This window comes from Streptococcus infantis, assembly GCF_047465035.1.
In the GTDB taxonomy this organism is placed as follows: Bacteria; Bacillota; Bacilli; order Lactobacillales; family Streptococcaceae; genus Streptococcus; species Streptococcus infantis_T.
Window position 1 is genome coordinate 1 of the sequence record NZ_JASHAQ010000011.1, and the last position, 26,046, is coordinate 26,046.

Below are 26,046 nucleotides of genomic sequence, written 5' to 3' on the forward strand. Positions count from 1 at the left end.
TTTAGCATGCCCTTTTATGGATCAATAAGTGGTAAAAATAAGACAGTAACCTCAGAATAGCTACTGTCTCATCTCTTTTTTTACTTAAGCCCCTTGATATACTTGACAAATGGTAGAAAAGAGCCCTTTTTTAGTGCTCAAAATAGCACTCAATTTTAAATGGATTTGGTGTTCAAAAAATATAATCAAATGCAACAAACTAATTTCATTTTTAATAGGCACAATTAATTTTAGAAGATAGTACGAAAAAATATTGACTATTTTCTTTAGAATGTGTAAAATTTAGATAGATTATTTAAAGTGAGGTTTTTTTATCTTGTCTATATTAAAGAAGAAAGTTAATATGTTTAGTGTACTATTGAATGTGGTATTAATAGCTATTATAGCTATTGGAGTGCTATTTTTCTTACCTAAGGAACATAAATCAGAAGTCAAATCGTCAATTAATATCGAAAGTATTGAAAAAGTGAATGAAGTTGTATTTTTGAATGCGGGAATTAATGAAATTATTTCTGAAACAAAAACAACTCAAGTTTTTGGGTTTGATGTGCCGTTCTCTAAAAAAGCAGCATTAGTAATTTTAAATTATAAAGCTAAATTTGGAATTAAAAGTAGTGTAAAGGTTGAACAAATAAGCGAAAAAGAATATAAGGTTATTGTTCCAAAATTGGAAGTAATTGGTGTTGAACTTTCAAAAGATAATCCTTATGATTTATATGATAGTCATGGAGAGTTATTAAGTGGAACTACAGAAGATATTGATACTGGGAAATTGATCGCTAACCAACTTTCTAGTGATAAACAAGCAGAGTATTTAGATAAATTTAAGAGTGAAATTAAAGAATCTGCAATCAATTATTATAAAACAATATTTTCTTCAATGGATTCTGAAGTAAAAGTAACTATAGAATTTACAGAATAATTTTTGAAATACAAAACCCTGGCCATCTCTGGTCAGGGTTTTGTGTGGTTCTATAATTTTTAGGGTTGATGGAAATTTTCCACCAACCCTATTTTAGTGTATACAAAAAGGCCAACATCCATTATATTAAAAGCGCTGAAACCTAAAACAAAAGAATGATGACCATATGAACAATATACTAGAAGCTACACTACAAATCAAAGATGCACACAATGAAGGTGTTACATTCCATTTCTTAGAGAATATTAAAGAAGTATTGCGTGATGAGAGTGGGAAAGTAACTGGTGTAAAGGTTATTACAATGGAACTTGGTGAATCAGATGAAAGTGGAAGAAGATCAACGCATGAAGTGGCAGGTAGTGAACATATTATTCCATGTGACCTTGTCGTTGCAGCAATTGAACAAAAGTAGACTTTAGTGTTCTAGATGAAAGGTAAAAATTTGACTTTCGGTCAACATCAGAATACAATAGAAATGAACTAATAACAGGGGATGCATATTTAGGTCCTCAATCTATCGCAACCGCAATTAAAGGCGGGTGAGAAGTTGCGACAGAAGTACATGAATCGTTTAAAGAAAACACATAAATAACTTGTGGTGCCTTTCGTTTTTTTACTGGGAAAATTAAGGAACTATAGTTATAAATCCTTAAAGATATTAATATATTAACATGCGTATATTTATAGGAAGATTAAATAGAAATATTTGATATTAGCAAGAATATCTACATCCTATAACAATACAAGTATTAATATGTTCATAAAATATTAGGAGGAGAAATAATGAACAAGAAACTATTATCAGGCTTATGTGCAGCAGTACTCTTATAAGGTTTAGTAGGATGCGGACCTAAGGAGTCAAAACAAAATACCACAACAAGTACTTCTACAATAGAAACAAAAAATAACACAACAAATAACTCTGAAGTAACAGAGAAGAACTTCAAAGACTTCCCAGAGACAGATGAAAAGTACTTCACATATGATGAATGGCAAGAAGGTTATGTCATCTATAGTTGTACTTCTGACGATAAGGTTGTTCGTGTACCAAAGGAAATTAAAGGTAAACCTGTTATCGCAATTGGAGAACGTGGTCTTGCGAACTTGAAACATTGTGAGGCAATCGTTTTACCAGATACAGTACGATATATTGGAAAAGGTGCGTTTGCGATTGACAATAAGTTAAAGTATGTCCACTTTGGTAAGTCAATAGAAACAGTAGAAGATGATGTTTTCAACTCTGACAGTTCATTAGAATCAGTTGTATTCCCAGAAGGAACAAAGAGTATTGGAACATTAGTCTTCTGGGGGACATCATCAATTAAATCTATTACAATTCCAGCAAGTGTAACAGCAATTACAGAATACTTCTATTTTGTGGATAACTGTAACCCAGATGTAGAAATCCATACACCTAAGGGATCAAAGGCAGAAGAAGTAGCTAAAGCAATGCAACTTAAAGTAGTAAATGACTAAAGGGGAATAGTATGAACAAAAAATTACTATCAGGCTTAGGGACTGACCCCAAAAAGTGAGAATTTAATAAAAACACCCTAGGGCTACCGTCTTCGGTATTCAACCGGAGACAGGTAGTCCAATTTTTGTTGGATTCTTTTTTCATTAGGTTCTTCATCAACACTATTTGACAAAGAGCCAAAAGAATCAGGTGATAAACCTGATTCTTTTTTTGTTTGTACATTCTCACCAAGATTACATGATACCGAAGAAACGAGCTGCGATACCAACTACAAAGAGGGCAAGAATGATTGTGATTGGAGATACTTTTTTCTTAAGCAACCACATGCAAAGGAAAGTAAGGAGAAGTCCCATCAATCCTGGGATCAATGAGTTCAACTGTCCTTGAAGGGTTTGTGGTTGAACGCTATCCAAGCTCAATCCGCTAAGTGCTTGGCCGAGGATTCCCTTCAATTCTCCACCTGTAACAGGACCTTCTGGGAAGACGATGTAGGCACCTTCTGACAATTGTTTACCTGGAAGGTTGATAGTGAAGTTGATTGATACCCAACGTTGTACAAGAACGGCAAGGATGAACATACCAAGGATAGAAGCTCCTTTAGTGATGTCTTTCAAGATACCACCTGACATATCTTTAGTGATTTCAGATCCAGCCTTGTAACCAAACTCTTGTGTATACCATAGGAAAGACATACGGATTGCATTCCATCCAAAGAAGAAGAGAAGTGGACCAACGATGTTACCAGTTGCAGCAAGTGATGCACCAAGGGCACCAAGGATAGGACGAACTGTAAACCAGAAGACTGGGTCACCGATACCAGCAAGAGGTCCCATCATACCGATCTTAACACCTTGGATAGCAGCGTCATCAATTTCAGTACCGTTTGCGCGTTCTTCTTCAAGTGCAAGAGTAACCCCCATGATTGGGGCAGCTACGTATGGGTGAGTGTTGAAGAACTCGAGGTGACGCTCAAGAGCAGCAGCTTGGTCTTCTTTTTTAGTGTAAAGTTTCTTGATAGCTGGGATCAAAGAGTAAGCCCAACCCAAGTTTTGCATACGTTCGTAGTTCCAAGAACCTTGAAGGAATTGTGAACGCCACCAAACTTTTTGGCGATCTGATTTTGATAATTGAATTTTTTCAGCCATGATTGTTCCCCTTTCTAGTAGTCTTCTAGGATATCACCGATTGGATCGTTAGAAGTTGCAGCTCCTCCTCCGCCGTTTCCACCTTGTTTAGAAAGGTTGAGGTAGATGAAGGCAAGGGCAACACCGATGACACCAAGGGCAATCAAAGTCAATTGAGAGATTGCTGCAAGAGCAAAACCGATAGCGAAGAATGGCCATACTTCACGAGTAGCCATCATGTTGATAACCAATGCGTAACCAACGGCAACGACCATAGCACCACCGACAGCCATACCACCTTTAAGCCATTCTGGCATAAGGTTCAATACGCTTTGAACGGCTTCAGTTGGCATTGCAAGCAAGAGTGCAGCTGGGATAGCAATACGTAGACCTTGAAGAGCGAGGGCAAAGTAGTGAGCGCGTTCAACAGCTGTAATGTTTCCTTCTTTAGCAGCAGCGTCAGCAGTGTGAACCAAACCAACTGAGATTGTACGAACAATCATAGTCAAGAAAAGTCCAGCTACGGCAAGAGGTATTGCAGTAGCAGTTGCGACTGCGATACCTTCAGTAGTAAAGTTACCACCTTTAATCATGATGATTGCAGCGGCAACAGAGGCAAGGGCAGCGTCAGGAGCAACGGCAGCACCGATGTTTGCCCAACCAAGGGCGATCATTTGAAGTGATCCACCAAGCATAACCCCTGCTTCGAGGTTACCAGTTACAAGACCGATAAGGGTACATGCGACGATTGGTTGATGGAATTGGAATTGGTCGAGGATACCTTCAAGACCTGCGAAGAAGGCAACAACTACAACCAAGATAGCAGAAATGAATGAAATATCTGACATGGTTTTATTCCTTTTCTATTTAATGTTAATTATTGAACGTTAGCTTTGCTAATCAAGTCAAACAAATCTTTTTTAGTGTCGTTTGGTACTTTACGTACATCAAATTCAACGCCAAGGTCGCGCATTTTTTCAAATGTAGCAACGTCGTCTTTGTCCATTGACAATACGTTATTGACCATTGTTTTACCAGTTGAGTGAGCCATTGAACCAACGTTAAGAGTCTTGATTGGCACACCGCCTTCGATAGCACGAAGGGCATCTTGAGGTGTTTCAAACAAGATAAGGGCGTGTGTTTCACCAAAACGAGGGTCTTTTGCAACCTCAATCAATTTTTTGATTGGTACAACGTTAGCCTTCACTCCGTTAGGAGCTGCTTGTTTGATCAATTCTTTACGAAGATCGTCGTTAGCTACGTTATCTGAAGCAACGATGATACGGTTAGCTTTTGAATCTGGTGTCCAAGCAGTTGCGACTTGTCCATGAAGAAGACGTGTGTCAAGACGAGCAAGATTGATTTTCAATTTACCGTCTCCGATAACAGTTCCTTCTGGGATGGCAGCTTGGGCTACAGGAGCAGCTGCAGCAGTTGCAACTTCCTCAGCTGGGTTTATCTCTTCTGGTAGAGCCTTGATGCCATCTTTGGCTTCTTTAATGATGTTCGCAGCGACTTTATCCACTCCAGCATTAGCATCCATAAGGCGCTCTGTGTAGGCTTGGATCAACATCGGCAAGTTAAGTCCTGTGATGATGGCAAATTTACGCTCAGGATTTTCTCCCATTACGCGGCTTGCTTGGTTAAATGGAGAACCACTCCAAAGGTCAGCCAAGACTAGAACCTCATCTTCTGCGTCAAATGCAGCCACAGCATTGTTGAATTTTGCGTATAAATCATCTGGACCTTCGTTTGGCATAAAGGTTACAACTTGAACCTTTTCTTGTTCACCAAAGATCATAGATCCTGACTGATGAATACCAGCGGCAAATTCACCGTGGCTCGCAATAATGATTCCGATACTCATTATTGTCATTCCTCCTTATAAAATGTTTGACTCGTAGTTTAAGAAAACTTTAAGACTCCTTAAGTATAAATCGTTTTCATCAAAAAATCAACTAATTATAATAAAGAGTGAAAAAATCTCAAAGCTCTATCTTTACAGATATTGATATATAAACTTTTTGTAAAATCGTCTATAAAATGGTAAAAAAATTTAATATAAAAAAGCGGTGGTGCTAGGAAGTTTACGTCAGTAGTGCTCTTGGGCGTCTAAAAATTGCCCCAAGTCCAATTAGTTGTCGTATCAAAATTTTATTGCTAAAAAAACGAGGTAGGATCTTCTGTCCCTACCTCGTTTTGGCATTTATTATTTATCTTAATGAGTAAAGTCTAGAACCATACGACCTTGGATGGTTCCAGCAGCCATTTCATCAAAAACAGCAATGGCATCTTCGACAGGGCGTTTTTGAACGACTGGTACAACCAGTCCTTCAGCACCAAATTGGAAGGCTTCTTCCAAATCTTTACGTGTTCCAACGAGAGAACCGATGACTTGGATACCGTCAAGAACTGTTTTGACGATACTTAGGTCCATCATTTCTGAAGGGAGTCCGACAGCTACTACACGACCGCCTGCACGAACAGAGTCAACTGCTTGGTTAAAGGCAACTTTTGATACAGCCGTTACGACAGCTGAGTGAGCACCACCGTTTGTTTTTTCTTTGATAAGACCTGGGACATCTTCGACTTCAAGACCATTAATTACGATATCAGCACCAACTTCTTTAGCTAGAGCAAGTTTATCATTGTTAATGTCAACTGCGATAACGTGAGCGTTAAACACTTTTTTAGCGTATTGAACAGCCAAGTTACCAAGGCCTCCAGCACCATAGAGGACAACCCATTGACCTGGCTCAACTTTTGCTTCTTTGATAGCCTTGTAGGTAGTAACACCGGCACAAGTGATAGAAGAAGCTTGGGCTGGATCGAGCCCTTCTGGAACCTTAACAGCATAATCTGCAGTTACGATACATTGTTCTGCCATACCACCATCTACTGAGTAGCCAGCATTTTTTACGGAACGGCAAAGAGTTTCGCGTCCAGTTGTACAGTATTCACACATACCGCAGCCTTCAAAAAACCAAGCTACGCTGACACGGTCGCCAACTTTGAGGCTTTTAACATCAGGAGCAACTTCTTTGACGATACCGATCCCTTCGTGACCGAGAACGCGTCCTGGAACTTTTCCAAAGTCACCATGGGCAACGTGGAGGTCTGTGTGGCAAACACCACAGTACTCAACTTCAACAAGTGCTTCCCCAGTTTCGAGCGGACGGAGCACTTTTTCTTCAATAGCAACACCAGTGCTTTCTGGATTTACAACAACAGCTTTCATAGCTATCCTCCTTGATTAGTCGTTGAGGTGCAGAGGAAAAGGGGCTTGGCTTGAAAAGCTTTCAAGTGAAGTCGAATTTGAACTGCCCTCTTTTTTGTCTATATGTGAATTGTATCACTATATTTAATATAGTACAAGGGATTTGATGCAAAAACATATGTAATCGCTTAACCGGTTGATGAGACTGTGAAAATTGAACAATGATATCTGACGTCTTGGCATAAAATTTCATATAATGAGGAAGTTATTTGGTCTTAAATCTAGGGAGCGAGCTTGCAAACAGATTTTCTAAGGTCCTTCTCTAGGACTTTTTGGTATAATAGAGAGTAATTTGTTTTCTAGTATGAGAAGTTAGAATGAGAGGTATGTATGTCCCCTTCAGTTCAGTTATTAAAAGACCGCTATTTAAAGAATATCAAAGAAAATCCAGAGCTCTACATTGGCATTGAGTTGGAGTTTCCAATCGTTCATAAGAAAGGTCAGCCTACAGATATTGAAGTCAGTAAGGATTTGATGTGCTTTTTGGTGGATGCTCTCAGTCTGAAAGTTGAAAAGGAGGACCAGGATGGCAATCCAATTCAACTTGTAGAACCGATGAGTCAAGATCGAATTCTGTTTGAGGTTTCTTACACGACCTTGGAGTTTGCTTTTGGGAAGGCAAAGAGTATTCAGGAAGTGGAAGGGCGCTTTAGAGCTTATATGGAAGTAATTCAGGAGAAGCTAGGAGAAAAGGATCATGCTATCCAAGGATGGGGGATTCACCCGAACTGGGATATCAATGATAATAGGCCTGTTGCTTATCCTCGCTACCAGATGCTGATGGCTTATCTGAGTATGGGGATTCACCAAGAAAGTACGCATTTACATGACTTTCCACAATATGGAGCCTTTATCTGTGGTAGTCAAGTTCAGTTGGATGTTTCGACCGCCAACTACCTACGTGTCATCAATGCTTTCACTCAGATAGAGGCAGCCAAGGCCTACTTGTTTGCTAATTCTCAGTTTTCGGGAGCAGAATGGGATACTTTGATTTCACGAGATATTTTTTGGGAAGATTCCATGCATGGAATTTATCCAGAGAATGTCGGTGTCAATTCAAAACTCTTCAAAGATGAGGATGATTTCTTTGATTATCTAGACCGCTCTGCGATTTTTACGGCAGAACGTGACGGGGAAACCTACTATTTTTCTCCAATTCGGGCTAGAGATTACTTAGATACTGATGAGATTACTGCCTATACTCTAAATAGAAAAGAAACTCTGCTTGTTCCTCAAGAGAAGGATTTCCAAACCCACCGTAGTTACCAATTCCAAGACTTAACAACTCGAGGAACGGTCGAATTTCGTAGTGTTTGTACACAACCGCTAGACCGAACCTTTGCTTCAGCAGCCTTTCATCTAGGATTGTTGGTGAGTCTTGACAAGCTTGAAGCTTACCTAGAAACAGCTCCTTTCTTTGAAAGTTTTGGTCGTGACTACAAGTCTTTGAGAAGACAATTTTCTAAGAAACAGCTCACAGATGAAGAAACAGCTGGAATTGTTCAATTCTCAAAAGACTTGCTAGCGATAGCAGAGCAAGGTCTTAAGATAAGAGGTCAGCAAGAAATGACCTATTTAGAGCCTTTGAAAGAAAAATTGATTCTATAATTTTTTTATAAAGGGAGAATTTTCTGAAAAATCATGTTATAATGGATGAGACTATAGATAAAGGATAGAGATTATGACATTAGTTTATCAATCAACGCGTGATGCGAACAATACAGTAACAGCCAGCCAAGCGATTTTGCAAGGTTTGGCAACAGATGGAGGCTTGTTTACTCCAGTGAGTTATCCAAAGGTAGACTTGGATTTTGACACATTAAAAGATGCTTCTTACCAAGAAGTTGCGAAACTTGTCTTGTCAGCCTTCTTGGATGACTTTACAGCAGAAGAGTTGGACTATTGTATCACCAATGCCTATGACAGCAAGTTTGATACACCAGCTATTGCCCCTCTTGTCAAACTCGATGGCCAATACAACTTGGAACTTTTTCACGGTTCAACCATTGCCTTTAAAGATATGGCCTTGTCTATCTTGCCATACTTTATGACAACAGCTGCTAAGAAACATGGTTTGGAGAATAGGATTGTCATCTTGACAGCGACATCTGGGGATACTGGGAAAGCTGCTATGGCAGGCTTTGCGGATGTTCCAGGTACTGAAATTATCGTCTTTTATCCAAAGGATGGTGTCAGCAAGGTACAAGAGTTGCAAATGACTACTCAAACTGGTGAAAATACTCATGTTATCGCTATTGATGGAAACTTTGACGATGCTCAAACCAACGTCAAACATATGTTCAACGATGTGGCTCTTCGTGAAAAATTAGCAGCCAACAAGTTGCAATTTTCATCAGCCAACTCTATGAATATCGGTCGTTTGGTACCACAGATTGTCTACTATGTCTATGCTTACGCTCAGCTTGTTAAGACTGGCGAGATTAAGGCTGGTGACAAGGTCAACTTCACCGTTCCGACAGGAAACTTTGGGAACATCTTGGCTGCCTTTTACGCTAAACAAATCGGTCTGCCAGTTGGGAAACTAATCTGTGCTTCAAATGACAACAATGTCTTGACAGACTTCTTTAAAACTCGTGTCTATGACAAGAAGCGCGAGTTTAAGGTGACCACTAGTCCGTCTATGGATATCTTGGTATCTTCAAACTTGGAGCGCTTGATTTTCCATCTTTTGGGTAATGATGCGGTTAAGACAGCTGAACTCATGGATGCCTTGAACACTCAAGGTCAGTATGAATTGAAAGATTTTGATGTAGAGATTCTTGATCTTTTTGCGGCAGAGTATGCGACAGAAGCGGAAACCGCAGCAGAAATTAAGCGTGTCTACGAGTCAGATTCTTATATTGAGGACCCTCATACAGCAGTTGCTTCAGCCGTATTTAAAAAATACCAAGCAGCAACAGGCGATGTGACTAAGACGGTGATTGCTTCAACAGCTAGTCCTTACAAATTCCCAGTCGTTGCAGTAGAAGCTGTAACTGGACAATCAGGTCTTAGCGACTTTGAAGCCTTGGCTCAATTACATGAAATCTCAGGAGTAGCAGTGCCACCAGCAGTGGATGGCCTTGAAACAGCTCCAGTTCGTCACAAGACAACTGTTGCAGCATCAGAGATGCAGACTGCAGTAGAATCTTATCTAGGACTTTAAAACAGAGGAAGTAAACTCGGTTGGGAAACTAACTGAGTTTCTTTTCATCAGGAGGAAGGATTGTTTAAGAAATATAAAGACATTCTCAACATAGCTCTGCCAGCCATGGGTGAAAATTTTTTACAGATGCTTATGGGAATGGTGGATAGTTATCTGGTAGCACATCTAGGCTTAATCGCCATTTCGGGTGTGTCTGTAGCGGGTAACATTATCACCATTTACCAAGCGATTTTTATTGCTCTAGGAGCTGCGATTTCCAGTGTTATTTCCAAAAGTTTGGGGCAGAAGGACCAGTCTAGACTAGCCTACCACGTGACAGAAGCGCTCAAGATAACCTTGCTTTTGAGCTTGATTTTAGGGTTCTTGTCCATCTTTGCCGGTCAAGAGATGATTGGTCTTTTGGGGACAGAAGCGGCTGTGGCTGAGAGTGGAGGACTATACCTAGCTTTGGTCGGTGGAACAATCGTCCTCTTGGGCTTGATGACTAGTCTAGGAGCCTTGATTCGCGCCACCCATAATCCGCGTCTTCCCCTTTATGTGAGTCTTTTATCCAATGCCTTGAATATTCTCTTTTCAAGTCTAGCTATTTTTGTTCTTGATATGGGCATAGCTGGTGTAGCTTGGGGAACTATTTTGTCTCGTTTGGTCGGAGTTATCATTTTGTGCTCACAATTAAAACTTCCATATACGAAACCAAGGTTTGGACTGGATAAAGACTTGCTGACTTTGGCTTTACCTGCAGCGGGAGAGCGTCTCATGATGCGAGCTGGTGATGTGGTCATTATTGCCTTGGTTGTTTCCTTTGGGACGGAGGCAGTCGCAGGAAATGCAATCGGTGAAGTCTTGACTCAGTTTAATTATATGCCAGCCTTTGGTGTCGCTACAGCAACAGTCATGCAGGTGGCTCGAGCAGTTGGAGAAGATGATTGGGCAAGGGTAGACAACTTAAGTAAGCAAACTTTTTGGCTATCGCTCTTTCTCATGTTGCCCTTAACACTTAGTATCTATGCTCTTGGAACGCCCCTAAGTCACCTCTACACTAGTGATCCTGCGGCCATTAAAGCCAGTGTTTTGGTGACGCTGTTCTCACTACTAGGAACTCCTATGACGACGGGAACAGTCATTTATACAGCTGTCTGGCAGGGGTTGGGAAATGCACGCCTCCCCTTTTATGCGACAAGTATCGGAATGTGGTGTATCCGTATCGGAACAGGGTATCTGATGGGAATTGTTCTTGGTTGGGGCTTGCCTGGTATTTGGGCAGGAACGCTTTTGGATAATGGTTTTCGCTGGTTCTTCCTGCGCTATCGTTATAAGCAATATATCTCTTTGAAAGGATGACATATGAAAAAAATTGGATTTATCTGGGATTTAGATGGGACCTTGTTAGACTCTTATGAGGCTATCTTAGCAGGAATCGAAGAGACTTTTGCCCAGTTTGACATTCCTTATGATAAGGCTGAGGTTCGTGCCTTTATTCTAAAAACTTCCGTTCAAGATCTGTTGGAAAAGGTGGGAGAAGAAAGAAGCTTGGATGCTGATATGCTCAATCAGGTTCGTGCTCAGAGTTTGGCTGAGAAGAATGCTCAAGTTGTTCTGATGCCGGGGGCGCGTGAAATCTTAGCTTGGGCAGATCAGCAAGGGATTGAGCAGTTTGTTTATACCCATAAAGGGGACAATGCTTTTACAATTTTGGAGAATTTGGGTTTGGCCCACTATTTCACAGAAATTTTAACCAATCAAAGTGGCTTTTCTCGGAAGCCTAGTCCAGAAGCTGCGATTTATCTTCTAGATAAGTATGAACTAGATCCTCAGCAGACTTATTATATCGGCGATCGGACTTTGGATATCGAATTTGCTCAAAACAGTGGCATCCAGAGTATCAATTTTCTTGCCTCTCCTGCAACTTGTAATCAACAGATAGAGCATTTAGAAGACATTAGCTCGCTTTCCTTCTAGAATTTTCTGCAAGAAGAATGTGTCAGCCTGATGACAAGAAACTAACAAACTATTTCAAGTAATGTGATTTGTTACAACGAATGTACAGTTCTGTTAAATAGCCCCAAAAGGGCTTTTTTTCTATTTTCTTTGTGTTATGATAGACAGGTACTACATTTGAAAAGGAGTTTGATAGTATGAAGAAAAGAATTATTTTAGCATCAACAGTAGCCTTATCCCTTGCCCCTGTATTGGCAACCCAAGCAGAAGAATTAGTGTGGACAGCGCGTAGTGTTGAGCAAATTCAAAACGATGTTACTAAGAATGAGAATAAAACAAGCTATACGATTCAGTATGGTGATACCTTAAGTACCATTGCCGAAGCTTTGGGAGTGGATGTGACCGTTCTTGCTAACCTGAACAAGATCAGCAATATTGATTTGATCTTCCCTGAGACAGTCCTTACAACAACTGTCAATGAAAAAGAAGAAGTGACAGAGGTTGAAATTCAAACCCCTGATGCAGTTCAAGGAGGCGAAGGCACAACTGCAACAGCAGATTTGACAACCAACCAAGTCACTGTAGATGACCAAACTGTACAGGTTGAAGATTTAACTCAACCAGTCGCAGAAACAACTGTAGCTGAGCCAGTCGCAGAAGCAGCTGTTACAGAAGTTGTAGCACCGGTAGAAGAGTCAGTAGTAGAAACCACTACTGAAGTTGCAACACCAGCAGAAGAATCTGCAGCAGAAACAACAACAGGAGCTGTTGCAGAAGTTTCAGCACCAGTAGAAGAGCCGGTAGCAGAAACACTTGTAGTGAAAGAAACGACTACAACAGAAGCACTAGTTACAGAAACTGTAGCAGAGACTCAATCAACACCATCAACTTATCAAGCTGAAGCAAGCCAAGGTTCATCAGCGACTTATGCAGCACCAGCAGCACCTGATTATGCAAGTATTGCAGCTTCAAAATCAGAAAATGCAGGTCTTCAGCCACAAACGGCTGCCTTTAAAGAGGAAGTAGCTAACTTGTTCGGAATCACATCATTTAGTGGTTACCGTCCAGGAGATAGTGGAGACCACGGAAAAGGACTTGCCATTGACTTTATGGTTCCAGTAAGCTCTGCTCTTGGAGACCAAATTGCAGATTATGCTATCCAAAATATGGCTAGCCGTGGCATAAGCTACATCATCTGGAAACAACGTTTCTATGCACCATTTGATAGTAAATACGGACCAGCCTACACTTGGAATCCAATGCCAGACCGTGGTAGTGTTACAGAAAACCACTATGATCACGTTCACGTATCTATGAACTAATGATTAATAAGAAGCTATACATTTAAAAGTGTAGCTTCTTTTTTTGTTATGACACGCTTTATAAGTGAAATAAAATCTAAAACACGATATAATGTAAGCGTATACAAAGTTATCTAACGATTTTAAGCATAGAGAGAAAGGATGAAAAGAATGACAAAACGATTAAAAACTCCATTTGAGAAAACAAGAGATGATTTTGAATAGGAATTTTGCGGAGAAATTGTTGAGCTCTTGATTTTTACCCTCCAAAATGTAAATGGAGCAATCTCTTTAAAAGATGGATGCAAGATACCGTCCGTTCATTTTAAAGCTAGTGTCAATGTCGAAACTCAGGACTTTTCTGAACTTGAAGGACGTTTGGAATGGCTCTTGACTCCAGAAGAATTTGAAGAAAAACGATGGGGCTTTAGTTTTGAACCCTACAACATTCATCGTATTAAATGTCAAAAACGCCCCTTCATGGAGCTAGAGCCTTATATGTCAGAAGTGGCGAACAACTGCTACCGCTTGCTGGAATACCTAGATGACCAATCCACGGACTCTAGGTTAGAGACCTTGATTGAAAGCTATCAAAAACCTGTTATCATTCAAGACGCTCTTGGCGAGTTCACCCTAAATAGAGCCTATTCTTGGTTTGAAGGCTTCATCACCTATGAAGGCGGTAAGATTCATGCTATGTTTGATGCGGGTGCAGATGAAAGTCTTCCTCCAAGTTCTTTTGATGATTTAAAGAAATTTATGGGAACTTTCCAAGTCCATGATGCTCAGATTAAAAACTATATCGTCAAAGAATTGTGGGAAACAGCTCAAGACTGGATTGATTCAGATGAAAATGATGTGGAGTTAATAGAAGAGTATTTTACCAACTCACTTTCCTTGAGTGAGCTATCAATCAACGAAGATGGGGAATTGACTCTCTACTATGATGATAGCGAGGAAATTTTTGCAGGCCATGCCATCGAAGTTGTCATCGATAAAGAGGGAGAAATCCTTCGAGCAGATTTGGTAGGTTAGTACTGGATTTTATCTAGAATATAGAATTAATAGCCTTTTGGGATTGAAACCAAGAGGCTATTTTTTGGAGTGAGCAAAATAGTTGCGTTTTTAATCTTTCTGTATTATACTTGACAAGTCAACTATTGATGAATCAAATATAAAAGAAAGGAGAAAATACTAAAAATGCATGAATTGCTATACCAACTCCATTTAACAGATCAGACCATCACTCAACTTTTTGAGAAACAATTGGGAATTAGTTTGACCCGCTATCAAATCCTGCAGTTTTTACTGCAACAGTCACCCTGTAACCAGATTGCAGTTCAGGAGAAATTACAGATTGACCAGGCAGCCTTGACCCGTCATTTTAAGATACTGGAGTCAGAGGGCTATGTCAGTCGCAATCGGAATCCAATCAATCAGCGAGAAGTCTTAGTTGAATTAACCCAAGAAGCCAAGAATCAACTCTTGGTCAATCCGCCTAAACATCACTTGCGAGTGAAGGAGCAGATGGAGAACATCTTATCCTCTACTGAGCAGCAAGACCTGACAGCTTTGTTGGTAAAACTAGTATCAGGATTAGAAAAAATAGAATTTTAAGGAGAAAACGATGTCAATCATTACTACTATTTTAGCAACTATTGTTGCCCTCGAGCATTTTTATATCTTTTATTTGGAGAGTATGGCAACCCAATCAGACGCCACCAGTCGAGTCTTTAATATGGAAATGGAAGAGTTGACTCGACCATCTGTAACCTCATTGTTTAAAAACCAAGGAATTTATAATGCCTTGATTGGGGTATTTCTTATTTACGGAATTTATTTCTCACATAGCTTAGAAATCGTAACAATCTTTGTTTTATTTGTCATAGGAGCAGCGACCTATGGTGCCTTAACAGCAGATAAAAAAATCATTCTCAAGCAAGGTGGACCGGCAATCTTAGCACTTTTGAGTATCCTTTTCTTGAAATAAAAAGCGGAGGTGGAAAAAATATTGGATTTAAGAATCCATTATTATAAATCCTTATGCTTGATAAATTAAATAAAAAAGCGGACAAGATAGAATTCTGAGTATCAGAAACAAGTATGGTTCGCTTTTTTATTTATGATTAGACTTTTATACGAATTTTGTTTTTAAGTTGGTTCACTTCAGTGTGGTTAAGGAAGTGATGTTTGTAAATCTTTAAAAACTTATGGAAATGCGTGGTCATGTTATTCAAGACTACTTCTTTACTATTAAAGTTTATTTGGATAATACTTGACAAAAGCGAATGTTCATACTATAATTTTTTTAAACAAGCATTGAACAAAAAGAGGTTATCAATATGATTTCAGAAAAACAATTTAAACTACTGTCTTTTTTGCAAGAGCATCCACAAGAGGAGTTTACACAAAGACAGTTAGCGGAACAATTGGAAGTTTCTTTAGGAACAATTAATTCCCTGCTTAAAGAAATGAAAGAAGCTAATTGGATTGATCAAGAAGGTCACCTATCTGAGTTAGGAAAAGAAGCTTTAGAGCCTTATCGAGTACAAAATGCAGTGATTATGGCTGCAGGGATGAGTAGTCGATTTGCACCTTTGTCTTACGAAGTACCAAAAGGATTGTTAAAAGTTAAAGGGGAACGCCTGATTGAAAGGGAAATTGAACAACTACAGGAAGCAGGTATAGAAGATATTACAGTTATTGTAGGTTATTTACAAGAAAAAATGTTTTACCTTGCTGAAAAATATGGTGTAAAAATCGTTGTCAATAATGATTACTATAAATACAATAACTGTTCTTCATTAATGTTGGTTAGAGATCAACTATCAAATACTTATATTTGTTCATCGGACAATTATTTTGCCGAAAATCCATTTGAGAAGTATATTTATAGGGGCTACTATTCAACAATATTTGTGGAAGGCGAGACAGACGAATATTGTGCTACCGAAGACTCCAACAACATGATTGTTGACATACAGATTGGTGGTAAAGACACTTGGGCTATGGTGGGACATGTGTATTTTGACCGTGCCTTTAGTGAAAAATTCGTAAAAATTTTAGAAACTGAGTTTAAACACGAGCCCTATAAAGAACAGCTCTGGGAAGATTACTATACCCGCAATGTTCATGAATTGCATTTAGAAGCTCGTCATTATTCAGCGGATATTGTTAAAGAATTTGATTCCTTAGATGAGTTGCGTCAATTTGATGACCGCTACTTGATGAATTCTAATTCTGAGATTATTGATAATATCTGCAAGACCTTGAATTGTGATGCTTCGGATATTGTTCATATTAAACCACTCAAAGATGGTTTGACCAATACATCCTTTAGCTTTGATTGTCTTGATAAAAAATATGTTTACCGTCATCCTGGAAGAGGAACTGAAAAATATATCAACAGGTCAAGTGAAGCGGCTTCTATGGAAATTGCAGCAAAACTACAAATAGACAGAACATTTGTTGCAATGGATAAAAACGAAGGGTGGAAGATTTCAGAATTTATCCCTAACGCTAGACCGCTTGATTATGATAATTGGGATCATGTAGAAAAAGCTATGGGGCTCTTGAGAAAACTACATCAGTCTGGAGAGAAGACAACTCATAATTTTGATTTATTTGTAGGAATTGATGATTTTAGAGAAAAATTGAAGGCTAGCAATCGTTTTGAGTTTGATGGACTTGATGAACTCGATAAAAACATTTCAACTATTAGAGAATTTTTAAAACAGGATGACACTGAGAGAGTTTTATGTCATGGAGATTCCTATAGTCCTAATTTTCTCCTAAACGAACAAGAGGAGATGAGTCTGATTGATTGGGAGTATTCTGGTATGGGGGACCCTGCAGGGGATTTAGGTACCTTCATTGGTTGTTCGAATTATACTGTTGAACAAGCTGAGAAAGTACTTGAGATTTACTTGCAAGAAGTTCCAGATACAAAAACAAGACGTCATTATTTAGCCTATGTGGCAGTGACATCTTATTATTGGTTCTTGTGGGCCTTATTCCAAGAGAGTGTTGGAAAACCTGTGGGAGAATTTCTTTATACTTGGTATCGATTTACCAGACAATACGGACAACTTTCATTAGAGTTATATCTAGGAGAAAAATAAGATGAAATCTGTATCTGAAATTGAACAATTGGTAGCAGATGAAACGAAACGAAGACTGGAAGAAATGGAATCTCCAGACTATGATTTTGCGCAACCATTCTTAAAAAAAGATTTTGCTTTGATTGGTGTTATCATTGGAATTAATCTAATCTTGATTATCTTAGCTATGACAGGAGGAATTAAATAATGTCGAAAACGACCGACTTTATTCAACAAGAAACCATAACTGGGATTGTTCCAATGACTAGTAAGGATCGGCAATATTCCTTCTGGGATCTATTCTTATCAACAAGTGGTTTTGCGATTGCAACTTGGTGTTACACACAAGGAGCGTATGTTGCTCAATATTTGACCTTCAGCCAGATGTTAATCAATATTTTTAGCTTTAATATTATTTGGGTCTTTATCGAGTGTCTTCCCACCTTGTTTGCAGTGAGATACGGAATTGATTTATGGATTTGGCTTCGAGCGGTTTTAGGGAAGCGCGGAGTGGCATTTTTGTCAACAACTATCAGTTTAGCAAATTTTGGTTGGTATGCAGTTACTGCAAATCTTTTTGCCAGTTCTATGATTCATCTAGCTAATAATTTTGGCCTTGGACTGGAGAAGGGGATTTGGGCACCAATTCTTGGGACACTTTGTGTCTTATTAGGGACCTTGATTGCCCTTGGTGGACCGGAGGTTATAAAAGGTATTAATCGGTTTATGGTAATTGCTTTACTAGTTGTTGGATTGATTATCGTTGGAATTTGTTTTGTAGCAGTTCCGATTACTGACATTATGAACGTTCAACCAGCAGTACAAGGAGATTTGAGCCCGCTAGAGCGATTTATGATTTCAGGAGAGGGGAATGTAGCGACTGCCTTTTCTTGGTCGACGCAAGCATTAATTTTACCACGTTTAGCAAAATCAGAACGTAGTGGGTATTGGGCTACTTCTTTATCTTATGGCGTAGTAGCACCATTCTTTGCTGCGACGGGTGGTGTTATGGCTCTAGCTATGTTTGTAAGAACAGGAGTTTACGAGAGTGATCCAACTGCGATGCTTTCAACCTTGAGTACTCCTACCTTTGCTCTTCTTAGTTTATTGCTAGTAGCTTTTGCAAATATTGGAACTCAAGGGACAGGATCCTATGTGAACTGTATGATTGTTAAAAGCGGTATGCCTAAGGTGAGCTATAAACTAATGGTTTGGATTGCCATGATTTATGTGAGTGCGTTAACAATTTGGGGTGGCGTAGAAGAATATTTTGGTTCTTTTATCTCGCTTGCAGCTTATATTCAAGGACCTATTATTGGAATGATTGTTGTTGATTATTTCTTGATAAGAAAACGGAAATTAGATTTACGATCAGCTTATTTCTTAGATGGACATCAGGCTTATGAGTTTACTAAGGGATTTAATTTAGTTGGTTTGTCTTGTGTATTCGTATCTCTGTTAGTTGCGGTACTCTTTGTTTACAATCCCCTAACTAAACAAATTCAAAGTTCGATCTTCTTAATCACAACAGGTAGTGGCTTTACGGCGATTTTTGGTGGCTTCCTATATTGGTTGGCAAGCCTAACTCCATTAAAACACTACATGATTAAAGACAGAGATCAAGTAACCATTTAAATAAAAACAAACCAGCACTTTCTATTGAAGGTGCTGGTTTTAATCATTCACATTAAACTTTTCTCCGCTTGATTTCGAGTAATCTTTGATAAAAGAAGAATTGACTACTATAGATATAAGGGAAAGTAGGGATGCTCGCAATTCCGAAGCTGATCCAGATAAGGAGATACCAAGGAAGTAGCTGTAAATCAAGCACGAAGCGTTGGAATTTATAGCCTTTCATAAGGAAGCGACTGGTTTTGAGTACGCGGCTTGGCTTGGCAATTCCAATTGCAAGGGTATCACATAGGAGCAGCTCTACTTGGGAATAAGCGTAGTATTGCGGCAGATAGGCAATGGTTCCCAAAATCATCAGAAAGACGCTACCAAAGAAGTAGAGTGCAAAAGTGAGCAGAAAATGTTCGATATCTGAATTGGTGACGTCTACGGCTGGAAATTCGGGATGAAGTTCTACAAATTTACGGGCCATGGCACTGCTATAGAAGAGCAAGTAGACACCAAAAAGATTAGGGATGCTCCACAAAAAGAGATAGAAACGCTTGAGCAAGAGAGTCAAAAAGGTCTGGGTGAAGAAGCGATTGTCAAGTAAGGACAGACTATCTTTAAAGGAAAGCTCTATCTCGGAAATTCTGTAAAGATTAATGGTTGTAAAAAGAGCACCAGCTAGGATAATAGAACTTGTAAATCCGACTGCTAGAGGAAAGAGTGAAGACTGGATCAAGCTCATCAAAAAAGTAAAGAAGGATTGCTCAAGAATCCCCTCATCAAGTAGGGATAATGGACTTATAAAGCTGGATAGAATCAGGAAAATGCTTGGTAATAAAAAGACAAGCAATAGACGTGGATGTTCAGCTTGAAATTGTCTAGCCTGCTGGCGAACTTCTTTTAAATCAATTTTTGGGTATTTCATTCTTTCATTATACCATAGTTCGTGACAGTTCCTGTTTTTTTTGATAGAATCATACAGTATGCCCTTGGGCACAAAGTAAGAACTGGGACTGTCTTTCCCAGCTTCGGAGGTAAAAAATGTCAGATTCGCCAATCAAATATCGATTGATTAAAAAAGAAAAACACACGGGAGCTCGTCTGGGTGAGATTATCACGCCACACGGAACCTTCCCAACCCCTATGTTTATGCCAGTAGGGACTCAAGCAACGGTCAAGACTCAGTCGCCAGAAGAATTGAAAGAGATGGGTTCAGGAATTATCCTATCCAACACCTATCACTTGTGGCTTCGCCCTGGAGATGAGTTGATTGCTCGAGCAGGTGGGCTTCATAAGTTCATGAACTGGGACCAACCTATCTTAACGGATAGTGGCGGTTTCCAAGTATACTCTCTAGCGGATAGTCGTAACATCACAGAAGAAGGGGTAACGTTTAAGAACCACCTCAATGGTTCTAAAATGTTTCTATCACCTGAAAAAGCCATCTCTATCCAAAACAATCTAGGGTCAGACATTATGATGTCCTTTGACGAATGTCCTCAATTTTATCAGCCTTATGATTATGTGAAGAAGTCAATCGAACGTACCAGCCGTTGGGCTGAGCGTGGATTAAAAGCTCATCGTCGTCCACATGACCAAGGTTTGTTTGGGATTGTACAAGGTGCAGGATTTGAAGATCTTCGTCGTCAGTCAGCTCATGACCTTGTCAGCATGGACTTCCCAGGATACTCTATCGGAGGGTTGGCAGTAGGTGAAACTCATGAAGAGATGAACGCAGTTTTGGACTTCACCACTCAACTCCTTCCTGAAAACAAACCTCGCTACTTGATGGGAGTGGGAGCGCCAGATAGCTTGATTGATGGGGTTATTCGTGGGGTCGATATGTTTGACTGTGTCTTGCCGACTCGTATCGCTCGTAACGGAACTTGTATGACTAGCCAAGGACGTTTGGTTGTCAAAAATGCCCAGTTTGCGGAGGACTTTACCCCACTTGATCCTGAGTGCGATTGCTACACATGTAAGAACTACACCCGTGCCTACCTTCGTCATTTGCTCAAGGCTGACGAAACCTTTGGCATCCGCTTGACAAGTTACCATAACCTCTACTTCTTGCTCAATCTCATGAAGCAGGTCCGTCAGGCTATTATGGATGACAATCTCTTGGAATTCCGTGAGCATTTTGTTGAAAAATATGGCTACAATAAATCAGGTCGTAATTTCTAAGATTATCAATCTAAAGCTGAAATCCTAAGTTTTCTCTTAGGATTTTTCTTCTTTTTTTGATAAAATAAAGGTAGTATGGAATGAACATTAGATGGTTTTTTACTACTCTAATGAACGGAGAATAAACTCGTATGCGTATTAAATGGTTTTCCTTGATCAGGATTACAGGCTTACTCTTGGTGCTTTTGTACCATTTCTTTCAGACGGTTTTTCCAGGAGGTTTCTTCGGGGTTGATGTCTTTTTTACCTTCTCAGGTTTCCTAATTACGTCACTCCTGTTAGAAGAATTTGGACAAAAAGGTAAGATTGATATCCTAGGATTTTTTAGAAGACGCTTCTATCGGATTTTTCCCCCAGTTGTCTTGATGATCCTGGTCGTTATGCCTTTTACTTTCTTGGTTCGACAGGATTATGTGGCAGGAATCGGTGGTCAGATTGCTGGTGTCCTTGGTTTTATGACTAACTTCTATGAAATGCTGACAGGAGGAAGTTATGAATCTCAATTTATCCCTCACCTCTTTGTTCACAACTGGAGTTTAGCGGTTGAAGTTCATTACTATATCTTGTGGGGCTTGGCAGTTTGGCTTATGTCTAAGCAAGCCAAAACAGGTGGGCAACTACGGGGAATGGTTTTTCTACTATCTTCAGCTACCTTCGTCGTTAGCTTTCTTTCAATGTTTATTGGTAGCTTTATCGTTAGCTCATACTCAACGCTTTACTTTTCAAGTTTGACTCATGTTTATCCATTCTTTTTAGGAAGTGTGCTTGCGACCTTGATAGGAGTTCGTCATACGACACCTCTTCTCAAACGTTTGAATCAAACCCTAGACTTGAAACAGACCTTGCTAGTATTTGGGGCTGGTCTCGGAGTTTTACTCTTATTGACCTTCTTCGTGAAATTTAATTATCTCTTTGCCTACTTGCTTGGCTTCTTGTTGGCAAGTTTAGCTGCCCTTCTGATGATTGTTGCAGCACGAGTTTTACATGAGAAAACTCCGACGATTGAAGAACCCAAGGTAATTAGCTTCTTAGCTGATACGAGCTATGCCGTTTATCTTTTCCACTGGCCGTTTTATATCATTTTCTCTCAGTTGATGAGCAACCTACCGGCAGTGATTCTCACCACTATCTTTTCTTATCTCTTTGCAAGCCTTTCTTTCTATGTGATTGAACCTTTCATTGCCGGGAAGAACACTAGCTTATTGCAAAGGGTAAAAGAAATTCCGCATATTCAACCAATCTTTGCGGGTAGCGTCGGTTTTCTTAGCTTGCTGACACTGATTGTGATGCTCATAGCTCCCCAAGTCGGTGCTTTTGAAACGGATTTGATGGTAAATGGCCTCAATCAAGCTCAAACCAATATCACCCGTACAAAAACCATGGCGGATCAAGCAGAAGCAAGTCGCTACAATATTGCTGAAGGTGTATCCATTATCGGAGATTCTGTAACCTTGCGTGCAACACCTGGACTTAAAGAGGTTCTACCAGACGCTCAGACAGATGGTCAAGTAAGTAGAAATACCAAGCAAGCCAATGCTATTATGCTCAATCACAGTCAGAATAAAGTCCTCCCTAAAATAGTCGTTATTGCTACTGGAGTGAATAACCCTGAGGATTATAAGGCTGATATCGATTCTTTGATAACGAATCTACCCAAGGGACATCAACTTGTACTTATGACACCTTATGAGGGTGATACAACTCAAGCAACTCATCCTTATGTAGAACAGTATGCTAGCTATGTGCGTGAAGTGGCTCAAAAGTATCCTTACATTGAGGTTGCAGACTGGAATCAGGTATCTAAAGATCATCCAGACATCTGGAAAGGAACGGACCAGGTTCACTTTGGAAGTGATAATGCCAAACTAGAAGAGGGAGCTAAGCTCTACGCAGAAACGATAGCATCAGCTATCAAGGCCTTGGCAGATAAACCTGTGAAGTCAAAATAATATTTAAAAAGTAGAGATGACCTTTCTCTACTTTTTCTTTTTAGAAAGTATGTCATAGAAGCTCAATCATTCTCTAATACTCTTCGAAAATCAAATTCAAACCACGTCAGCTTCGCCTTGCCGTACTCAAGTACAGCCTGCGGCTAGCTTCCTAGTTTGCTCTCTGATTTTCATTGAGTATAAGTTTATCTCTCTAACCTATGCCAATATCCTCTTGCTCTAGATTATTAGGTCTTTGAGCAGTTTGGCCAAACTATGACTAATTTCTAGTCTGTAGTTTTTATGGCGAATCCAGTCTTGATGGGGAAAAACTTGCCAAATTGTCAGAATTATGAGAAAATAGGTGCAGTTTACAAATGGAGGGAATGCAATGAGAGAAGATATCAAAATCAATGATCGTGCTCTAGCATTAGGGGATCAAATCATTGACAAGCTAGAAAAAGTTTACGATACAGATGTGGAACTAGATGTCTATAATCTTGGCTTGATTTACGAGATTCATTTGGACGAGGCTGGTCTTTGTACAATTGTCATGACCTTCACCGATACTGCCTGTGACTGTGCAGAAAGTTTACCCATCGAAATCGTGGCAGGCTTGAAACAGATTGAAGGGATTGAAGATGTCAGGGTTGAAGTTACCTGGTCGCCTGCTTGGAAGATTACGCGAATCAGTCGCTATGGTCGCATAGCGCTTGGTCTACCACCGCGCTAAAATATAAGAGCTCTCTGCTAATAAACAGAGAGCTGTTTTGTTATCAGATTCCTCTAACTGCGAAATAGTGTCCACTTGGATTTGCAAAGTTAAAGTGAGGGAAAGGTTGAGTATTGATCGGACTTGTGGTCTCAGTTACAGAAGCTATGCGCTCGTGAAGACTGCAAAGGTTCGCTGATTCAAAGAGTAGGCTAGGTTTCATATCAACTACCTCTGGTGATACCTGACGAATAAAGTCTTTGGCGTAGACAGTAAAAGTCAGTGTACTGTCCGTGTGAGGTTTCATTTCAAAAGTTTCAAAACCCATAATTTCAGATTGATTAAAAACTTCAAATCCGATAGCAGACCAAAAATCTCTCTCAGCTGCTACATCATCTACGTAGAGCATAATTCCTGTATTTTTTGAAAACATTGTCTCTCCTTCATAATCATAGTTAGAGCAATTATCTTATCACATTTCACGAGATAACACAAAGGATTAGAAAAAGCAGTCATTTAGCGACTGCTTATTTTTTTAGTTATTTTTTACCAGATTGTTCCATATTCCAGAAATCTGTAACGGCACCACGGGATGCAGAAGATACGGTGTGGGCATACTTACCGAGGACACCACGGCTATAGAGTGGTGGCAAGGTTGTTTCTGCCTTACGTTTTTCAAGTTCTTCATCAGATACAGCCATGGAAATTTCTTTAGTATCTTGGTCAACTGTGACGATATCGCCTGTACGGAGGTAGGCAATTGGTCCTCCATCCTGGGCTTCAGGAGCGATATGTCCGACAACCAAACCATAAGTTCCACCAGAGAAACGTCCGTCTGTCAAGAGGGCAACCTTGTCTCCTTGACCTTTACCAACAATCATTGATGAAAGTGAGAGCATCTCAGGCATACCAGGACCACCTTTAGGTCCGACGAAACGAACAACGACAACATCGCCATCAACGATTTCATCTGACAAGACAGCTTGGATAGCATCTTCCTCTGAGTCAAAGACCTTAGCTGGACCAACGTGACGACGCACTTTCACACCGGACACCTTGGCAACTGCACCGTCAGGAGCAAGATTACCGTTCAAGATGATCAATGGACCGTCCGCACGTTTAGGATTTTCAAGTGGCATAATGACTTTTTGACCTGGTGTAAGGTCTGCAAAATCAGCCAAGTTTTCAGCAACTGTCTTACCAGTACATGTGATACGGTCTCCGTGAAGGAATCCATTTGCCAACAAGTACTTCATAACCGCAGGCACACCACCAACTTCGTAGAGGTCTTGGAAGACATACTGACCTGAAGGTTTTAAGTCTGCCAAGTGAGGCACACGTTCTTGTATCGTATTAAAGTCCTCAAGTGACAAGTCAACATTAGCTGCGTGGGCAATAGCAAGCAAGTGAAGAGTGGCGTTAGTAGAACCACCTAGAGCCATTGTCACTGTAATGGCATCTTCAAAGGCTTCACGAGTCAAGATATCAGACGGTTTGATACCAAGTTCAAGCATTTTGACAACTGCACGACCGGCTGCTTCGATGTCTTCTTTCTTATCAGCAGATTCAGCTGGGTGAGAAGAAGAACCTGGCAAACTCATCCCCAAAACTTCGATAGCAGTAGCCATAGTATTGGCAGTATACATACCACCACAACCACCAGGGCCAGGGCAGGCATTACATTCCAGACGTTTCACGTCCTCAGCAGTCATATCGCCGTGATTCCATTTTCCGATACCTTCAAATACAGAAACCAAGTCGATGTCTTTACCATCTAGTTTTCCAGGGGCAATCGTACCACCGTAGGCGAAAATAGCAGGGATATCCATATTGGCAATGGCAATCATAGAACCAGGCATGTTCTTGTCACAACCACCGATAGCCACAAAGGCATCCACGTTGTGACCGCCCATAGCAGCTTCGATAGAGTCCGCAATGATATCACGTGACGTTAGAGAGAAGCGCATACCAGGCGTCCCCATGGCAATCCCATCTGCTACCGTAATGGTTCCAAATTGAACCGGCCAAGCACCAGCAGATTTGACACCTTCTTTAGCCAATTTCCCAAAGTCATGCAAGTGGATATTACATGGTGTATTTTCTGCCCAAGTCGAAATGACTCCCACAATCGGTGTTTCAAAGTCCTTATCTGTCATACCAGTCGCACGAAGCATGGCACGGTTTGGTGATTTAACCATGCTATCATAGATGCTACTGCGATGACGTTTATCTAATTCTGTCATTAAGTTCCCTCCCATTTCAGTTTTTACCATTATAGCACATTTTAAAAGCAATGA

Annotated in this window: 23 protein-coding genes and 1 pseudogene; 17 read left to right on the plus strand and 7 right to left on the minus strand. The window is 40.1% G+C overall.

Going from position 1 to position 26,046, the window contains the following annotated elements:
- Positions 1-343 precede the first annotated feature (343 nt).
- The 3 genes from QM406_RS06140 to QM406_RS06150 all read left to right on the plus strand — a co-directional run bounded on the left by QM406_RS06140 (position 344) and on the right by QM406_RS06150 (position 2,398).
- Positions 344-922 carry a DUF4230 domain-containing protein gene (locus tag QM406_RS06140; protein ID WP_414273723.1) on the plus strand — a complete coding sequence of 193 codons (579 nt, stop codon included), beginning with the start codon at positions 344-346 and terminating at the stop codon, positions 920-922.
- A 166-nt stretch (positions 923-1,088) separates the two neighbouring features.
- The gene (locus QM406_RS06145; RefSeq protein ID WP_004238875.1) at positions 1,089-1,334 is read left to right on the plus strand and encodes a hypothetical protein; all 246 of its coding nucleotides are present in this window, start codon (positions 1,089-1,091) and stop codon (positions 1,332-1,334) included.
- Between the two features lie 668 nt (positions 1,335-2,002).
- Positions 2,003-2,398: a leucine-rich repeat domain-containing protein gene (locus QM406_RS06150; protein ID WP_414273753.1), complete on the plus strand. Its 396-nt coding sequence runs from the start codon at positions 2,003-2,005 to the stop codon at positions 2,396-2,398.
- Between the two features lie 234 nt (positions 2,399-2,632).
- On the opposite strand, the gene QM406_RS06155 is transcribed toward QM406_RS06150, so the two are convergent.
- The 4 genes from QM406_RS06155 to adhP form a co-directional block, all read right to left on the minus strand.
- Complete coding sequence (locus tag QM406_RS06155) at positions 2,633-3,544, minus strand: PTS system mannose/fructose/sorbose family transporter subunit IID (RefSeq protein ID WP_045763029.1); 912 nt, start codon at positions 3,542-3,544, stop codon at positions 2,633-2,635.
- Positions 3,545-3,558: 14 nt separating this feature from the next.
- Entirely contained in the window at positions 3,559-4,371 is an 813-nt protein-coding gene (locus QM406_RS06160) for a PTS mannose/fructose/sorbose transporter subunit IIC (protein WP_060955180.1), read from the minus strand.
- 29 nt (positions 4,372-4,400) lie between these two features.
- Complete coding sequence (locus QM406_RS06165; RefSeq protein ID WP_248035889.1) at positions 4,401-5,390, minus strand: PTS sugar transporter subunit IIB; 990 nt, start codon at positions 5,388-5,390, stop codon at positions 4,401-4,403.
- Between the two features lie 351 nt (positions 5,391-5,741).
- Positions 5,742-6,761: an alcohol dehydrogenase AdhP gene (gene adhP, locus QM406_RS06170; protein WP_414273724.1), complete on the minus strand. Its 1,020-nt coding sequence runs from the start codon at positions 6,759-6,761 to the stop codon at positions 5,742-5,744.
- 369 nt (positions 6,762-7,130) lie between these two features.
- Between adhP and QM406_RS06175 the strand changes: the two genes are divergently transcribed.
- From QM406_RS06175 to QM406_RS06225, 11 genes and pseudogenes are all read left to right on the plus strand, one after another.
- Positions 7,131-8,408 carry a gamma-glutamylcysteine synthetase gene (locus QM406_RS06175; protein WP_414273725.1) on the plus strand — a complete coding sequence of 426 codons (1,278 nt, stop codon included), beginning with the start codon at positions 7,131-7,133 and terminating at the stop codon, positions 8,406-8,408.
- Positions 8,409-8,481: 73 nt separating this feature from the next.
- Positions 8,482-9,966 (plus strand): threonine synthase, encoded by a 1,485-nt coding sequence (thrC, locus tag QM406_RS06180; RefSeq protein ID WP_414273726.1) that lies wholly within the window; start codon positions 8,482-8,484, stop codon positions 9,964-9,966.
- 60 nt (positions 9,967-10,026) lie between these two features.
- On the plus strand, positions 10,027-11,307 hold the full coding sequence (locus QM406_RS06185; RefSeq protein WP_414273727.1) for an MATE family efflux transporter: 1,281 nt from the start codon (positions 10,027-10,029) through the stop codon (positions 11,305-11,307).
- Between the two features lie 3 nt (positions 11,308-11,310).
- Positions 11,311-11,925 (plus strand): HAD-IA family hydrolase, encoded by a 615-nt coding sequence (locus tag QM406_RS06190; protein ID WP_371608302.1) that lies wholly within the window; start codon positions 11,311-11,313, stop codon positions 11,923-11,925.
- Positions 11,926-12,101: 176 nt separating this feature from the next.
- Positions 12,102-13,226, plus strand: a complete 1,125-nt coding sequence (locus QM406_RS06195) for a LysM peptidoglycan-binding domain-containing protein (protein ID WP_371608301.1) — start codon at positions 12,102-12,104, stop codon at positions 13,224-13,226.
- Positions 13,227-13,442: 216 nt separating this feature from the next.
- Positions 13,443-14,240 (plus strand): annotated as a pseudogene (locus QM406_RS06200) (DUF2262 domain-containing protein); the annotation flags it as partial.
- Positions 14,241-14,405: 165 nt separating this feature from the next.
- Complete coding sequence (locus QM406_RS06205) at positions 14,406-14,822, plus strand: MarR family winged helix-turn-helix transcriptional regulator (RefSeq protein WP_414273728.1); 417 nt, start codon at positions 14,406-14,408, stop codon at positions 14,820-14,822.
- Between the two features lie 10 nt (positions 14,823-14,832).
- A complete protein-coding gene (locus tag QM406_RS06210; RefSeq protein WP_414273729.1) occupies positions 14,833-15,195 on the plus strand; it encodes a DUF1304 domain-containing protein in 363 nt (120 codons plus the stop codon).
- 352 nt (positions 15,196-15,547) lie between these two features.
- Positions 15,548-17,326: a phosphotransferase gene (locus QM406_RS06215; RefSeq protein WP_153225646.1), complete on the plus strand. Its 1,779-nt coding sequence runs from the start codon at positions 15,548-15,550 to the stop codon at positions 17,324-17,326.
- A gap of 1 nt (position 17,327) precedes the next feature.
- The gene (locus QM406_RS06220; protein ID WP_153225647.1) at positions 17,328-17,513 is read left to right on the plus strand and encodes a hypothetical protein; all 186 of its coding nucleotides are present in this window, start codon (positions 17,328-17,330) and stop codon (positions 17,511-17,513) included.
- Complete coding sequence (locus tag QM406_RS06225; RefSeq protein WP_153225648.1) at positions 17,513-18,940, plus strand: cytosine permease; 1,428 nt, start codon at positions 17,513-17,515, stop codon at positions 18,938-18,940. Before QM406_RS06220 ends, QM406_RS06225 begins: the two co-directional genes overlap by 1 nt.
- 52 nt (positions 18,941-18,992) lie before the next feature.
- Here QM406_RS06225 and QM406_RS06230 read toward each other — a convergent pair whose 3' ends face one another.
- Positions 18,993-19,850, minus strand: a complete 858-nt coding sequence (locus QM406_RS06230; protein WP_414273730.1) for a DUF975 family protein — start codon at positions 19,848-19,850, stop codon at positions 18,993-18,995.
- Positions 19,851-19,966: 116 nt separating this feature from the next.
- Between QM406_RS06230 and tgt the strand changes: the two genes are divergently transcribed.
- The 3 genes from tgt (at position 19,967) to QM406_RS06245 (ending at position 23,770) form a co-directional block, all read left to right on the plus strand.
- Entirely contained in the window at positions 19,967-21,109 is a 1,143-nt protein-coding gene (gene tgt / locus QM406_RS06235) for a tRNA guanosine(34) transglycosylase Tgt (protein WP_004250663.1), read from the plus strand.
- A 131-nt stretch (positions 21,110-21,240) separates the two neighbouring features.
- Positions 21,241-23,058 carry an acyltransferase family protein gene (locus tag QM406_RS06240; protein ID WP_414273731.1) on the plus strand — a complete coding sequence of 606 codons (1,818 nt, stop codon included), beginning with the start codon at positions 21,241-21,243 and terminating at the stop codon, positions 23,056-23,058.
- 370 nt (positions 23,059-23,428) lie between these two features.
- Positions 23,429-23,770: a metal-sulfur cluster assembly factor gene (locus QM406_RS06245; RefSeq protein ID WP_153225650.1), complete on the plus strand. Its 342-nt coding sequence runs from the start codon at positions 23,429-23,431 to the stop codon at positions 23,768-23,770.
- Between the two features lie 43 nt (positions 23,771-23,813).
- On the opposite strand, the gene QM406_RS06250 is transcribed toward QM406_RS06245, so the two are convergent.
- Positions 23,814-24,182 (minus strand): glyoxalase, encoded by a 369-nt coding sequence (locus tag QM406_RS06250; RefSeq protein WP_414273732.1) that lies wholly within the window; start codon positions 24,180-24,182, stop codon positions 23,814-23,816.
- Positions 24,183-24,288: 106 nt separating this feature from the next.
- Positions 24,289-25,992, minus strand: coding sequence for a dihydroxy-acid dehydratase (gene ilvD / locus QM406_RS06255; RefSeq protein ID WP_006149292.1), 1,704 nt, complete (start codon positions 25,990-25,992; stop codon positions 24,289-24,291).
- Positions 25,993-26,046 lie beyond the last annotated feature (54 nt).